Here is a 14,462-nt window from a genome sequence, read left to right as displayed (position 1 = left end):
CCGGCCGACCCGACCGAGGTTGAGCCTCGGGAGGGCGCGGGCGGCCGCCCCTGTCAGCGCGCCGTGGCCGCCTTCATCTCGCGGACGAAGCTCGCGATGGAGCGCGCGGCCGCCTCCGGATCGCCGAGGTTCGCCGCGACCCGCTGCACGACCGCGGACCCGCTGACCACGCCGAACGCCCCGGCGGCGAGGGCGTCGCGCACGTGCTCGGGCTTCGAGATGCCGAATCCGAGGATCGTGGGCGGCGCGCCGAACCGACGCAGCGTCTCGAAGAGCCCCCCATGGCTGAGGCGCAGCTGCTCGTCCGCCCCCGTAACGCCCTTGCGCGTGACGCAGTAGGTGTACGCACCGCACCGCTCCGCGAGCAGCTCCAGCGTCGACTCCGAGGCGTTGAGCGGCGCGATCAGCACCGGCGCCACGCCCGCCGCGCGGGCCGCCGCGACGTACGGCTCCGACTCCCTCACCGGCACGTCGGCGACGAGCACGCTGTCGACCCCGGCCGCGGCCACCGACGCATAGAAGCCCTTGAGGTCGCGGTGCTTCACCAGGTTCGCGTACGTCAGGATGCCGACCGGCACCTCCGGCGCCTCCGCCCGGAACCGCGCGAGCAGCTCGATGCAGTCGGGCGGCCGCACCCCGGCCACGAGCGCCCGCACGGCGGCGGCCTGGACCGTCGGGCCGTCCGCGATCGGATCCGAGAACGGGATCCCGACCTCGATCGCATCCGCGCCGCCCTCCACCGCCGCGCGGAGCAGCCGCGCGCTCGTCGCGAGGTCGGGATCCCCGAGCATCAGGAAGGGGATGAACGCCCCCTCGCCCCGCTGCCGCAGCCGCTCGAATGCGCCATCGTAGCGCGTCTTCACCGCCACCCGACTCATGCCGACCTCCCGGGATCGAGCAGCCTTTGCGCCTGCTCCATGTCCTTGTCTCCGCGGCCCGACAGGTTCACGACGAGCACCGTCTCTCGCCCTGCCTGCGCCGCCTCCGCCGCCATCTTCAGCGCGTGCGCGACCGCGTGCGCCGACTCGAACGCCGGGATGATGCCCTCGCTGCGCGCGAGCCGCTGGAACGCGTCGAGCGCCTCGTCGTCCGTCGCCGCCACGTACGTCGCGCGGCCCGACGTCATGAGGTGCGCGTGCTCCGGCCCGACGCCGGGATAATCGAGGCCCGCCGACACGGAGTGCGTCTCGGCGACCTGCCCGTGCTCGTCCTGGAGGATGTAGGTCTCCGACCCGTGCAGCACGCCCGGCCGGCCCTTGAGCAGCGTCGCGCCGTGCTTGTCGGTCGACAGGCCGTGGCCCGCGGGCTCGACGCCCACGAGCGCCACGCCCTTGTCCGGGATGAACTCCGAGAAGATCCCCATCGCGTTGCTGCCGCCGCCCACGCACGCGACCACCGCGTCGGGCAAGCGCCCCTCGATCTCCAGGATCTGGGCGCGGGCCTCGCGGCCGATCACCCACTGGAAGTCGCGCACGATGGTGGGGAACGGGTGAGGCCCGGCGACCGTCCCGATCAGGTAGTGCGTGTCCTCGTAGCTCTCGGTCCAGTAGCGCAGCGCCTCGTTGAGGGCGTCCTTCAGCGTCTGCGTGCCCGAGCTCACCGGCACCACCTCCGCCCCCATGAGGCGCATCCGGAAGACGTTGAGCCGCTGCCGCTCGACGTCCTTCGCGCCCATGTAGATGCGCGTGGGCATCCCGAGCAGGGCGCCGATCATCGCGGTGGCGACGCCGTGCTGGCCGGCCCCGGTCTCGGCGATCAGCCGCCGCTTGCCCATGCGCCGCGCGAGCAGCCCCTGGCCGAGCGCCTGGTTCGTCTTGTGCGCGCCGCCGTGGAGCAGGTCCTCGCGCTTGAGGTACACCTTCACCCGCGGGTCGCCGGTCAGGTTGCGGCACAGGGTCAGCGGCGTCGGGCGCCCGGCGTAGCTCGTCAGCAAGGCGTTGAACTCCGCCGCGAACGATGGATCGCCGCGCGCCTCCAGGTACGCGCGCTCGAGCTGCTCGAGCGCGGGCACGAGGATCTCCGGGACATAGGCGCCGCCGAAGGCGCCAAAGCGGCCGCTTTGCTGCATGGTGATTGCCTCGATCGTCGATGGTGCGTGGTGCGTTGTGGAAGATGGGGTTCAGGGAGACGCGCGGTCCGCCGGGGCCGCGGGGCCAGGGTCGTGGCGCGAGGGGCCGCGCGCGGCGTCGAACAGCCGCGCGAGCAGCTCGGCGCACTTCTCGCCGGGCGCGCGCTCGACGCCCGAGCTCACGTCGAGCGCCCAGGTCCCCACCCGGCGCGCCGCGGCGATGTTGTCCGGCGTGAGCCCGCCCGCGAGCAGGCTCCGGCCCCGCGCCGGGTGGCCCTCGATCGCGCTCCACGCGAACGTCCGCCCGGTGCCGCCGCGCGCCTCGGCCGTGCGCGTGTCGAAGACGAGCCGATCGGCGCGGCGCTCGACCTCGGCGCCCGCGCCGGATGCGCCGGCGGCGCCCGGCTGGCCGGCCGCGCCCGAGCCGCCGGCCGCCTCGCCGGACGGCGCCATCGGGACCGCCTTCCAGACCTCGCACCCCTCCGGGAGCGCGCGCCGCAACCCCTCGACGTACGCGGCGTCCTCGTCGCCGTGCAGCTGCACGGCGCGGAGCCCGAGCGCGCGCGCCGTATCGGCGACGAAGTCCGCGGGTTGATTCAAGAAAACGCCGACGAACGCCAGCCCTGCGGCGGTGGCGATCGCGATCTCGGCCTGCTCGCGCGTCACCCGCCGCGGCGAGGCCTCGGCGAAGACGAGGCCGCCGAAGCGGGCCCCGAGCCGCTCCACCTCGCGCGCGTCCCCGGGGCGGGTCAGGCCGCAGACCTTCACCCTGCCGTTCACCAGCGCGCGGGCGGCGTCGGCGATGTCGGGGCTGCGCATGAGCGAGGTGCCGACGAGGAAGCCGTCGACCGAGGGCGCGAGGCGCTCCACGTGGGCGCGCGACTCGACGCCCGACTCGGCGATGACGATCCGGTCGCGCGGCACGCGCGGGGCGAGCCGCTCCGAGACGGCGAGATCGACCTTGAGCGTCTTGAGATCGCGGTTGTTGATCCCGATCACGGGCGCGGGCAGCGCGAGCGCGCGGTCGAGCTCCGCCTCGTCGTGGACCTCGACGAGGCAGTCCATGCCGAGCGCCTCGGCGGCGCCCAGACAGAGGAGCGCGGTCGCGTCGTCGAGCACCGACATCATGAGCAGGATCGCGTCCGCGCCGTGCGCCCGCGCCTCGACCACCTGGTAGGGGCTCACGACGAAGTCCTTGCAGAGGATCGGGACGTCCAGGACCGCGCGCACGGCCTGGAGGATCTCGAAGCTGCCCTGGAAGAAGGGTTCGTCGGTAAGCACGCTCACCGCGTCCGCGACGCCGTAGTAGGCGGCGGCGACGGCGTGCGGGTCGAAGTCCGGCCGGATGAGGCCCTCGGACGGAGAGGCCTTCTTGCACTCCAGGATGAACCGCGCCCCCGGCGCGGAGAGCGCGCGCCGGAGGCTCCGCGAGGTGGGCGGGGCGTTCGCCCTGAGACCGGCGAGCGGCGTGCGCCGCTCGCGCTCTGCCACGTCCGCCCGCTTCCGCTCCACGATGCGCGCGAGAACATTGCCTTGCTCAGCCATGATTCGCCTCCTTGCGCGCTTCTTGGGACGCTTCCCGGCTCAGCGCCACGAAGCGCGCGAGCCGCTCGGCCGCGCGACCCGAGCTCAGCACTTCGAGCGCGGAGGCCGTCCCTTCGCGCAGGCTGTCGGCGCGCCCGCCGATCCAGAGCAGCGCCCCCGCGTTGATGGCGACGGCCTCGCGGTGCGCGCGCTCGCCGCGGCCGGCGAGGAGATCGCGGAGCCACGCCGCGTTCTCCGCCGGGCCGGCGCCCCGGAGCGCCTCGGGCGGCGCGGGCGAGACCCCGGCGTCCGACGGGTCGATCGTGAGCTCCTCGACGACCCCGTCGCGGAGCCGCGCCGCGCGCGTCGGGGCGTGCAGGGCGATCTCGTCGAGGCCCCCGCCGTGCACGACGAGCGCGGCCTGGCACCCGAGCATCCCGAGCGTGCGGGCGGCGTGGCCGACGAGCGCCGGGTCGTAGATGCCCATCACCTGGATCGGCGGCGCGCTCGGGTTCACGAGGGGGCCGAGCAGGTTCATGATCGTGCGCACCTTGAGGGCGCGGCGCACCGGCATCGCGTGGCGCATGCCCGCGTGGTACTGGGGCGCGAAGAGGAAGCAGAAGCCGACCTCGTCGAGCGCGCGGCGCGAGACCTCGGCCGGCGGGTCGAGCCGGGCGCCGAGCGCCTCGAGGACATCGGCCGAGCCGCACTGGGACGAGACCGAGCGGTTGCCGTGCTTGGCCACCGGCAGCCCCCCTTCGGCGGCCACGAACGCCACAGCGGTCGACACGTTGACGGTGCACTGCCCATCTCCACCGGTGCCGCAGCAGTCGGCGTACGCATAGGCCGGCCGCGCGAACGGCGCCGCGGCACCCCGGAGCGCGCGCGCGGCGCCCGCGACCTCGACGGGTGTCTCACCCTTCGCCTTGAGCGCGACCAGCAGCGCGGAGAGCTCGAGCTCGGTCAGCGCTCCCGCGAACGCGTCGCGAAACAGCGCCTCCGCCTGCTCGGCGGAGAGGTCCACCCCCGCGCAGAGCGCGTCGATGACTGCATGCATCATGGTTCGCTCCTCATGTTCACGGTCGTTCCGGCAGACACTGCTCCTCGGGATTCGAGCGTCGGACTGCGGCGCCCTGCATAGCGGACAAAAACGAAAAGGCCCACCGTTGTTCGGCGGGCCCTCTTTCTTCTATCTTCAGGTCGGCCTCCCGGGAGGGAAGCGCATTACCCGTCGCTAGGGCCCGCCTTGGTACAGCACCAGCACCACCAGCGCAGCCCGGCCACGCGCGAGCTCACGTGGGCGGCCCCGCGCGACCGGGCTGCGCCGAGGACGAAGGCCTCGGAGCCGGAGCGAGCGGAGGACGCGGTGAACGCGCTGGGCATGCGGGGAACATAGCTTGCGGTCGCGCGGGGGGTCAAGCGGGTTCGCGGCGGTTTCCGCTTCGCTGGTTCTGCCGGTCTTGTCTGTCGACCGGCCCGCCCCCCGCCGGCAGCCTTCCTTCCCGTCCCGCGCGCGCGTTGCCCAGCGGCGCGACGGACGCCCGTGGGGTCCGGGCGCGGGCGCGCGAGACAGCTCCCGTCGAGGACGTGGTGGATGCGCACGTTTCACGGCGCCGCGGTGGCCACAACTCTCGTCGGGCTCAATCGAACACGAACCAGCGGACAACCGAGACGACAAGACCACTCTCAGGCTGCTCAAAGCGACCACGCAATTCGATGGTCGACACTGTTCCGGTTGGCCGATTCGGATTCGGGGGTTGCATCGTCAACCCGAGCCCATCGCACACCCGATGAGCGGGCGCTTCTCCGTTGACATCCTCGAGCCGCCTCGCTTCCCTCCCTGGGACATGAGCACCGTGGCGATGGAGGCGACGTCGGTCGGAGCGCAGCTGCGTCCGGTCGGCGTGATCCGGTCCGCGCTCAAGAGCCGCGGCGATGCGCCCAGGCAGGGCTCGGAGGGCGCGCCCGATGCGTGGGTCGAGGTGCACCCGTGGGCGGCGGAGGCGCTGAAAGGCCTCGTCGCTGGCGACGAGATCCTCCTCATCACGTGGCTTCACGAGGCGCGCCGCGACGTCCTCCAGGTCCACCCGCGCTCTGACACGAGCAACCCGCTCACAGGCGTCTTCGCGACGCGATCGCCGGACCGACCGAACCCGCTCGGCCTCCACCCCGTCTTCGTGCGCGCGATCGAGGGCGACCGCCTCCGCGTCGGGCCCATCGAGGCCATCGACGGAACGCCGGTCGTCGACATCAAGCCGGTCCTGAAGTGAGGGGCCGAACGTCGAACGCACCTCGTGCCCGATCGACCTCCAGCCGGACGCGAGCGTCGAGATCCGCGAGCTCGCCGCCGCGCGCCCGCGATCGACCCGCGCCGTGGGATCCAGCGCGCCGACCGTGACGAGCCCGTCCACGCAGGGCGTCCCGAAGCTCCCCGGGTGGGGCAAAACTCCCCTGTTCGAGCAGGCTCCTGGGCCTGACGGCACGAGGCATACGACGTGCAATGCGCGTGGGCTCGCCGGCCTCGTCGGCACGGGATGGCTGGCGGAAGGAGCTGTGCATGAGCCTCATCGACCCGTGGGTCGGCGATCCGCCGCCCCCTCCGCCCGCGGACCGGTACGGCGCGGGCTGCCGGGTGCTCGTGGCCGAGGATGACGACGAGATGCGCGCGCTGCTGGCGTCCACGTTGAAGTGTGACGGCTTCGAGGTCGTCGAGGCGAAGAACGGCCTGGAGCTCCTCGATTACCTCCTCCCCTGGTTCTCCGGCCGGGAGCCGCCTGCGCACGTGGACGCGATCGTCAGCGACATCCAGATGCCGTGCTTCACGGGCATGGAGGTGCTCGCGGGCCTGTCCGCGGTGCGGCGCCGGCCGCCCATCGTCCTGATCACCGCCTTCGGCGAGAGCTCCACCCACGCGCTGGCGCGCTCCCTGGGCGCCGCCGCGGTGCTCGACAAACCGTTCGACCTCGACGCGCTGCGAGGGGTGATGAGCCGGGTGATCGCGGCGCGGCCGGCGCCGGAGGACCCGGGTTGAGCTCCCCGACCCGGGTTGAGCTCCCCGACCCGGGTTGAGCTCCCCGACCCGGGTTGGGCTCTCGCAGGTCGGCGCCCGACCTCGATCGCTCCCCTCCCCGCCGCCCCCAGCCCATCCGCTCCCGCAGGATACTTTCCGGTTCCGTGCACCGATGGTAGGCCCCCGTTCTGCAGGGCGCACGACCTCGCGGCCAGGCGCGACAGGCCCTCGCGAGGCGCCCGCGCGGCCCTCCCCCCCAGTGTGCCCATGATCACCGCCGAACCAGGTCCCCCGCCGCCGAGCGCCGCCGGCGCCCATGACAGCGTCCCGCCGCGATCCCCGAGCGGTCCGCCCGCCCGCCAGAGCGCGCCGCCGGCGCGATCCGCCCCCCCGCCGGCGCGGTCCGCCCCCCCGCCGCCGCGCCGCAGCGCCTGGACCACCCGCCTCGGCGAGGCCTGCGTGCTCGGCCTCGGCGTCGCGTCGCTCTCCGCCGTCCCGACCGCGCTGCGCACCGCCCGCGCCGGCGCGTCGTTCCTCGACGGGCTCCTCGTCGGCACCGCGGTCCTGCTCCCGCTCGTCACGCTCGCGATCATCCTCTCGCGCGCCGCCGGCCGCGGCTTCCGCGGCATCGTCGGCGCGGGCGGCGAGCGCATCGCGGTCCTCCGCGTCGCGCTGTGGATCGGCGTCGCCGTGCCCGTGCTCGCCGCCCTCGCCGCCCTCCTCAAGGCGACGACCCACCACCGCGGCCTCGCCGGCGCGACGTTCGGCGTCCTCGGCCTCGCCGGCGTCGCCGCCGCGGCGCTCCTCACCCAGCGCCTCGTCGCGCTCGGCGACCGCCTCGCCGCCCGCGGCGTGAAGCCGTGGATCCTCGCCGTCGCCGGCGCCGCCATCGGCGTCCTGCCCCTCGTCGCCGCCTTCGCGCCGCTCGCCGCCCTCGCGGGCAGCACCCCCGGCGACGCCGGCGCCGCCGTGCGCGCCGCCATCGTCGACGGCGCCATCGCGCTCGTGGCGACCGCGCTCGTCTCCAGCGTCGACCTCAGCGCCGCGGTCGGCCGCGTCGCCGGCCTCGCGGGCGTCCCGCTCGCCGCCCTGGTCCTCATGACCGCGACCGCCCGGGTCGAGTCGTTCCCCGCGCTCGGCCAGGCCGTCCGCGCCGGCGGCGGCCTCGCGGCCACCCTCCTCGGCGCGCTCGAGCGGTGGACCGACCGCGACGGCGACGGGATGGGCTCGCACTTCGGCGGCCTCGACTGCGACGAGGGCGACCCCACCCGGTATCACGGCGCTCCGGACATCCCGGGCGACGGCATCGACCAGGGTTGCGGCGATGCGGCCCCGGGCGAGGCCTCCCGGCCCGCCCGGGCGCTCGCGGGCCTGCCTGCCCCCGCCAGCGCCTCGCCGGCCGCGCCGGCGCGCGCCGCCGCCACCGCGCCCGCGGACGCCACCGCCGCCGCGCCCGCGGCGCGCGACGATCGCGGCGCGGTCGTCCCGGCCGTCCTGACCAGAACCACCTCCTCCGCCGCCGTGGTGGCCGCCGCCGCCGCGGCGCCCGCCACCGCCGCCGCGGCGCCCGCCACCGCCGCGGCCCCGCCGCCGCCGCGGCGCCCGCCACCGCCGCGCCGGCCCCCGCCGCCGCCGCGACGTCCGCGCCGGGGCGCCCCGACATCCTCCTCGTCACCCTCGACACGGTGCGCGCCGACCACACGTCGGCCTACGGCTACGGCCGCGACACGAGCCCGCGGCTCGCCCAGCTCGCGGCCCGCGGCGTGCTGTTCGAGCGCGCTTACGCCGCCTCGAGCGAGATGCAGCGGGCCATCGCGCCCATCGTCACCGGCCGCCGCCTCAACCGGGCGGCGCGCGACCGCCGCGCGTGGCCGACGCTGCTGCCCGAGAACGACACCCTCGCCGAGCGCATGAAGCGCGCCGGCTACCTCACCGCCGCGGTCAGCTCGTTCACGTGGATCAGCCAGGAGCGCGGCTTCGACCAGGGGTTCGACCGCTTCGAGACCGTCTACGGCGAGGCCCACCCCGAGCGCGAGGCGACCGGGCACCTCGCGGTCAAGAAGGCCATCGAGCTCCTCGACGGCTACGCCCAGCGCGCCCAGCCGGTCTTCCTCTGGCTCCACCTCTTCGACGCCCACGAGCGCTACCTCAGCCACCCCGGCATCCGCTTCGGCGCCGGCAGGACGGCCGCCTACGACGGCGAGATCGCCTACGTCGACCGGCAGCTCGGCGCCCTGCTCGACGCCGTGGCCAGCGGCCCCCGCGCCGGCCGCACCGCGATCATCGTCCACGGCGCGCAGGGCGAGGGCCTCGGCGAGCACGCCTCCGTCGGCCACGGGGTCGAGCTCTACGAGGAAGCCATCCGCGTCCCCCTCGTCGTCGCCCTCCCCGGCGCCGCGCCCGGCCGCTACCCGCACCCGGTGAGCACGATCGACATCGCGCCCACCGTCCTCGACCTCGGCGGCGCGGACGCCGCGGCCGTCGAGGGCGGCTCCCTCGCCGCCATCGCCGCCGGCGCGGACCGCGCGCCCCGCGGACCGGTGTTCGCCCGCACCGCCCGCCGCGCGGCGCTCGTCGACGGTCACCTCAAGCTCCTCGTCCTCAAGCGCAAGAAGCGCGACCGGATGCTCCTGTTCGATCTCGAGCGCGATCCCCGGGAGACCCGCGACCTGTCCGACGAGCGCGCCGACGACGTGGCGCGCCTCCGCGAAAAGTTGTCTGCCTTCGAGTCCCCCGCGCAGTAATCTACGCGAGGGAGCATGCACAGGTACGCCCACTCGCCGCGGAAGCCCGCGCCCCCCCGCGCGAGGGCGCTGCGCGCTGCCGTCGCCGCCGGCTTCGCGCTGGGCGTCGCCGCCCTCGCGCTGCTCGTGGTGCGGCTCGCCGAGGCGCCGGCCGTGCCGCCGACGCTCGCCACCGGCGCCATCACGGGCGCGCTGCCGCGCCGGCTCCGGTTCGAGTGGCGCCTCGTGCGCGACCGCCACTGGCAGATCGCGTCGTCCCCCGCCGAGCCGCGCGAGGCCACCGACCAGATCGAGGGCAACCGCGGCGTCTGTTCGACGGGCATGGTCGAGGTCTCCGGCCTCATGAAGCTCGACCCCGCGCCGAGGGCCCAGGGCGATCTGCGCTCCATCGACGAGATGCAGCGGACGACCTGCAAGCACTGGATCAGCAGGGATTACCCGGAGCGGTGCGCGGAGTTCGATCGCGAGAAATGGCTCGCCATGTCGGGCGATCTCGACACGAAGCCGATGCATTTCTGCATCGATCGCTACGAGTACCCCAACCAGAAGGGCGTCTATCCGTTCATCCTCGTCTCGTTCTACGAGGCGAACGAGCTCTGCGCCGAGGAGGGCAAGCGCCTCTGCGACGAGGCCGAGTGGACCTTCGCCTGCGAGGGTGAGGAGGCGCGGCCCTACCCGTACGGTTACGTCCGCGACCCGGAAGCGTGCGTCGTCGACCAGCCGTGGCGCCCGTTCATCGAGACCGCGCTGCGCCCGCGGGGCGGCCCTGCCGCCATGGCCGAGATGGATCGGCTCTGGCAGGGGATGCCGTCCGGCGTCCAGCCCCGCTGCCGGAGCCCCTTCGGCGTCTACGACATGACCGGCAACATCGACGAGTGGACCCGTTCCGTCCGCGAAGGCGAGCGCCCCTCCATCCTGAAGGGCGGCTACTGGGGCCCGGTCCGCACGCGCTGCCGCCCCTCGACCCGCTCGCACGACGAGAACCACATGTTTTACCAGCAGGGCTTCCGCTGCTGCGCGGACCCGGGCGCCGCGGGGGCCGCGCCGGCGGACCGCGCCGTCTCCGGCGATCCTGCCGCTGCCCCGCTGCCGCGCGAGCTCCGCTGACGCGCTCGCCGGCCGGCGGGCCCTCGGCCGTCGCCCGCGCCGCCGCGCAGTCGACCGCGCTGGCCGCAGCGCGTATCCTCTGCGCTGATGGACGATTCCCCCGCCGGACAGGGTGCCTCGCCTGGCTCCCGCGACGTGCGCGCCGCGCACGCCGGCACGCGCCTCGCTGCCCGGGCGGAGCCGCCGCCGGGCGCCGCGCCTGCGCCGCCGCGCGCGCGCCGGCTCGATCGGCTGACCGGCCTCGCGCTCTTCGCCGCCACCGCCGTCGCGGCGCTCCCGACGGCGCCGCTCGTGCTGCGCGCGATCGTCGACGATCGGTCGCCGGTGCAGGGCGCCGGCCGGTTCGCGCACCTCCTGGAGGGGCGTTCCCCGGCGGCGGGCCGCGCGCAGGCCCGCGCCCGCTTCCCCTTCGACGACGACCCCGGCGCCGACGAGCCGCGGTCGCCGCACGACGACGGCCCAGCCTTCGACGAGGAGGACGATCCGGCCGCGCCCGCGCGCCTCCAGGCGGGCATCGCCTCGCGCAGCGTCACGCTGCTCGACGAGCCGCGGGCGGACGGCGCCCGGATCGGCGCCGTCGCCGCGGGGGAGCTCGTGATGGTCGTGCGCGAGTCGGGCGCGTGGGCGCTCGTCATGAAGCACGACGGGGGCAACATGGTCATGGGCTGGGCGCGCCGGAGCGAGATCGCCATCCGATGAGCGCGCGGCCGCCGGAGTCGCCGCGCGCCTACCGCGGTCGCCTGCTCACCCCGCTCGCCGCGTCGTCCAACGGCGATCGGGTCCGTTACCTGGACGACGCGCTGCTCGTGGTCGGCAGCGACGGTCGGATCGTGCAGGCGGCGCCCTTCGCCCCGGGCGCCTTCCGCGGGCCGGTGCTGGACTTGCGGCCATCTGTGTTGATGCCGGGCTTCATCGACGCGCACGTCCATTTCCCGCAGACGCGCATCATCGGCAGCGCCAGCGGCTCGCTGCTCGACTGGCTGGAGCGGTCGGTCTTCCCCGAGGAGGCGCGTTTCCGCGACGGCGGCTATGCCGCGCTCGTCGCGGGCGAGTTCACGGCGCGCCTCGTCGCGTCGGGCTCGACGACATGCGTGGTCTTCTCCAGCTCGTGCGCCGGCGCGACCGACCAGCTCTTCGGCGCCCTCTTGCGCGCTGGCCTGCGCGGCATCGCTGGCCTCACGCTCATGGACCAGAACTGCCCCGAGGCGCTCCGTGTCCCTCGGGACGAGGCGATCGCGGCGGCCCGGGATCTCGTGCAGCGCTGGCACGGCGCGGGCGGCGGGCTGCTCGAGTTCGCGATCACCCCTCGCTTCGCGCTGTCGTGCTCGCGCGGGCTGATGGAGGCGGCCGCGCTCCTCGCTCACGATCACGACCTCCTCGTGCAGACGCACGTCGCCGAGACGCCTGCCGAGGGCGCGGCCACGCTGCGCGAGCACCCGTGGGCGCGCGATTACATCGACGTCTACGACCGCGTCGGCCTGCTCACCGGGCGCGCCTTGCTCGCGCACGGCGTTCACCTCTCGCCGCGCGAGTGGGATCGCCTCGCCGAGACCCGCTCGTCGGTCGTCCACTGTCCCGACTCGAACTTCTTCCTCGGCAGCGGTCGCATGCGCCTCGCCGACGCGCGCGCCCGCGCGGTCTCGGTCGGGCTGGGCAGCGACGTCGGCGCCGGGCGCAGCTTCGACATGCGCCGCGGCATGTCGAGCGCCTTCGACAATGCCCTCTGTCTTGGCGACCGCCTCCTCCCGTCCGCGCTCTTCGTCATGGCCACGCAGGGCACGGCCGACGCCATCGGGCTCGGCCGGGTCATCGGCAGCCTCGAGGCGGGCAAGGAGGCCGACTTCATCGCCGTCCGTTTCCCCGAGCACATCCTCGGTGAGGCGGACCTCCTGAATCACCTCGTCTTCGCCCCCGAGACCGCCGCCGTCCACCGCGCCTTCGTCCGCGGCCGCCCCGTCCACCTCCGCCGCCTCGGAGCTCCCCCCCATCATTCACCGTAGGCGTCCGCGGATGCCTCGTACACCTCGAGCTCCCAAATGAGGATCTCGAAGTCGCGCCGCAGGATGTACCGTGCCCCGTCGTCCCCGCGCACCTTGAAGTAGAGGTGATCCCCCCCTGGCCACCGGTCGAGGATCTCGGTCACCCGCACGCGGCGCTCGCCCAGGGTGAACGCCACGGGCTCCTCGCTCCCGCCGTGGCCGGCACGGCACGCCACATCGACCCGCATCTGCCTTCGCAGGGTAGCAGGCCCGGGCGCCCGGCTCCCGCGATCCGCCGCGCCGGCGCTCGCCGACCGGGCGGCGCCTTGGAGCGGCGCTCCCGGCGCGATGCGCCCGGGAGCGCCTCCTCGCTTCAGTTGGGGTTGACCGAGCAGCCGTAGAGCAGGTTCATGCCCGCCGAGTTGTCCTGGACCGCCATGGAGCACGTGTCCGGGCACAGCCGGATGATCCCCTCGTCGATGTAGAAGGACATCGGCTTGCACTCCTCGGGCGTCTTCACCTGGGAGAAGGTCTGCTTCTGCCCGCCGTTGCTCGGCGTGAACTCGATCTGCACCGTGTCCAGATCGATCGAGTGCCCGCCTGGCGCCTTGGGCACCTCGATCTCGCACGACAGCTTCGCGCCCGAGATCACGCTGTCGGCGATCGCCTGGAACACGGCGTCGTAGGTGTCGTACTGGTTGATCGGATATCGCAGCCCTCCGGTCATCACGCTGAGCGTCTGGTACGTCGTCCCGGGGTCGACCGAGCCGGGCCGGCACTGCTTCCAGGTGACGGGCTCCTCCGGCGGCCAGGGCGCGGTCGGCGGCGTGTTCTCCACGATGCCCACGAAGCTGAAGAACATGTAGTTGCGCGCGCTCGGCGAGCCGAAGAGCTCGGGCGCGAGCTTCGTCAGGGCCGCGTCGAAGTCCTGTGCCGCCTTGGTGCCTCCGGCCAGGCTCTCGGTGTCATCGTCGTCGATATCTTTGAGAGCGATGTCGCCGTCGTCGGTCTTCGTGGCGTCCGCGCCGAGCGAGATCGTCGAGCAGTCGACGCCGTCGTCGGTGATCTCGACGAACACCTTGAGCGAGTCCGGCCGCAGCCACTGCGACCACCCGGGCGAGGTGGTCTCCCCCTTGGGCGGGATCGCGCCCTTCAGGGTGTCGATGGCGAGACAGAGCGAGTTGACGCTGCTGACCTCCAGGCTGTACTGGTAGAAGTGCGGCGGGTTGGTGTTCGGGGCCGTCGGGACCGGCGAACAGCTCCCGCTGCCGAGCGGCGCCTCGATGCAGACCGACTGCTCCAGATCCGAGCTGCCGTGCTTCGAGATCATGATGACGCGGTAATCGATGCCGCTCCGCTCGATGATGGAGGCGAAGTTCTGGTTGATGTTCCGCTGGACGCTGTTGATCTCGTCCGTCATGCTCTCGGAGTTGTCGATGAGGAAGATGATGTCGGCCGGCCGCTGCTCGTAATCGGCCTGTAGCTTCGTCGCGATACACGCGGTGTCCTCGTTGAGCGACCCGTCCTCGGTCCCTCCATCGAACTGGAACCCGCCGCCGTCCCCGAGCCCGCTCCCGGTCGTATCGCTGCCCCCGCCCCCGCCGCCGCTGCCGCTGCCAGAGCCGTTGTTGCCGGAGCTCGCCTCACCACCCCCGCCGGAGCATCCACCGATGGATGCCGCCGCCGCAAGCAAACCCAAACCAATCAGCCCAACAAGCGTCTTCGTCGAGAGCTTCAAAATGGACCTCCCAATGGGGGGCGCGATAGTGCGCAGCAACGGATGTTACCAGAGACACGTCCGGATGGATGCGATCGGCATGAAATAATCGAGCCTGACGGCAGGTAGACAACCGACCACCGTTGTCGGTCCATGTACCTTGTCTGCGACCGATGGACTCGCGATCTGGGACAGGCGCCCCTAAGGAGCGAGGAGATGGCCGAGCGCGGGTGAACGGGCTCGACGCGCGACAAGGAGGGTCCGCGCGTCCCGTCGATACCACCCTCGTGCACACGCGAAGCGCGCCGAGCAG

General features: G+C 73.7%; 12 protein-coding genes. 6 read left to right on the top strand and 6 right to left on the bottom strand.

Annotated elements, in window-relative coordinates:
* Positions 1-53: 53 nt before the first annotated feature.
* Genes trpA through trpD form a run of 4 tightly spaced genes read right to left on the bottom strand, consistent with a single transcriptional unit; the run spans position 54 to position 4,649 of the window.
* Positions 54-878: a tryptophan synthase subunit alpha gene (gene trpA / locus NQZ70_RS07970; protein WP_129573683.1), complete on the bottom strand. Its 825-nt coding sequence runs from the start codon at positions 876-878 to the stop codon at positions 54-56.
* Positions 875-2,068, bottom strand: a complete 1,194-nt coding sequence (gene trpB / locus NQZ70_RS07965; protein WP_129573682.1) for a tryptophan synthase subunit beta — start codon at positions 2,066-2,068, stop codon at positions 875-877. Before trpB ends, trpA begins: the two co-directional genes overlap by 4 nt.
* A 51-nt stretch (positions 2,069-2,119) precedes the next feature.
* Positions 2,120-3,613, bottom strand: a complete 1,494-nt coding sequence (gene trpCF / locus NQZ70_RS07960) for a bifunctional indole-3-glycerol-phosphate synthase TrpC/phosphoribosylanthranilate isomerase TrpF (RefSeq protein WP_129573681.1) — start codon at positions 3,611-3,613, stop codon at positions 2,120-2,122.
* Positions 3,606-4,649: an anthranilate phosphoribosyltransferase gene (gene trpD, locus NQZ70_RS07955; protein ID WP_408022425.1), complete on the bottom strand. Its 1,044-nt coding sequence runs from the start codon at positions 4,647-4,649 to the stop codon at positions 3,606-3,608. Before trpD ends, trpCF begins: the two co-directional genes overlap by 8 nt.
* A gap of 790 nt (positions 4,650-5,439) precedes the next feature.
* Between trpD and tsaA the strand changes: the two genes are divergently transcribed.
* The 6 genes from tsaA to NQZ70_RS07925 all read left to right on the top strand — a co-directional run bounded on the left by tsaA (position 5,440) and on the right by NQZ70_RS07925 (position 12,453).
* On the top strand, positions 5,440-5,862 hold the full coding sequence (tsaA, locus tag NQZ70_RS07950) for a tRNA (N6-threonylcarbamoyladenosine(37)-N6)-methyltransferase TrmO (protein WP_129581216.1): 423 nt from the start codon (positions 5,440-5,442) through the stop codon (positions 5,860-5,862).
* Between the two features lie 287 nt (positions 5,863-6,149).
* Positions 6,150-6,623, top strand: a complete 474-nt coding sequence (locus NQZ70_RS07945) for a response regulator (RefSeq protein ID WP_129573679.1) — start codon at positions 6,150-6,152, stop codon at positions 6,621-6,623.
* A 653-nt stretch (positions 6,624-7,276) separates the two neighbouring features.
* The gene (locus NQZ70_RS53110) at positions 7,277-9,346 is read left to right on the top strand and encodes a sulfatase (RefSeq protein WP_324293048.1); all 2,070 of its coding nucleotides are present in this window, start codon (positions 7,277-7,279) and stop codon (positions 9,344-9,346) included.
* Between the two features lie 15 nt (positions 9,347-9,361).
* Positions 9,362-10,453, top strand: coding sequence for an SUMF1/EgtB/PvdO family nonheme iron enzyme (locus tag NQZ70_RS07935; RefSeq protein ID WP_129573678.1), 1,092 nt, complete (start codon positions 9,362-9,364; stop codon positions 10,451-10,453).
* Between the two features lie 87 nt (positions 10,454-10,540).
* Positions 10,541-11,152: an SH3 domain-containing protein gene (locus NQZ70_RS07930; RefSeq protein WP_165373838.1), complete on the top strand. Its 612-nt coding sequence runs from the start codon at positions 10,541-10,543 to the stop codon at positions 11,150-11,152.
* A complete protein-coding gene (locus tag NQZ70_RS07925; protein WP_129573677.1) occupies positions 11,149-12,453 on the top strand; it encodes a guanine deaminase in 1,305 nt (434 codons plus the stop codon). The genes NQZ70_RS07930 and NQZ70_RS07925 overlap by 4 nt, the downstream gene beginning before the upstream one ends.
* Here the strand turns inward: NQZ70_RS07925 and NQZ70_RS07920 are convergent.
* Both NQZ70_RS07920 and NQZ70_RS07915 read right to left on the bottom strand, forming a co-directional pair.
* Positions 12,441-12,629 (bottom strand): hypothetical protein, encoded by a 189-nt coding sequence (locus tag NQZ70_RS07920; RefSeq protein ID WP_237245136.1) that lies wholly within the window; start codon positions 12,627-12,629, stop codon positions 12,441-12,443. The genes NQZ70_RS07925 and NQZ70_RS07920 overlap by 13 nt on opposite strands.
* 176 nt (positions 12,630-12,805) lie before the next feature.
* The gene (locus tag NQZ70_RS07915) at positions 12,806-14,170 is read right to left on the bottom strand and encodes a hypothetical protein (protein ID WP_129573675.1); all 1,365 of its coding nucleotides are present in this window, start codon (positions 14,168-14,170) and stop codon (positions 12,806-12,808) included.
* Positions 14,171-14,462 lie beyond the last annotated feature (292 nt).

It is taken from the genome of Sorangium sp. So ce836, from assembly GCF_028553905.1.
Taxonomy (GTDB): domain Bacteria; phylum Myxococcota_A; class Polyangia; order Polyangiales; family Polyangiaceae; genus Sorangium; species Sorangium cellulosum_D.
Note: the sequence above shows the minus strand (reverse complement) of the source record. Positions and strands in the feature narration are given on the sequence as shown.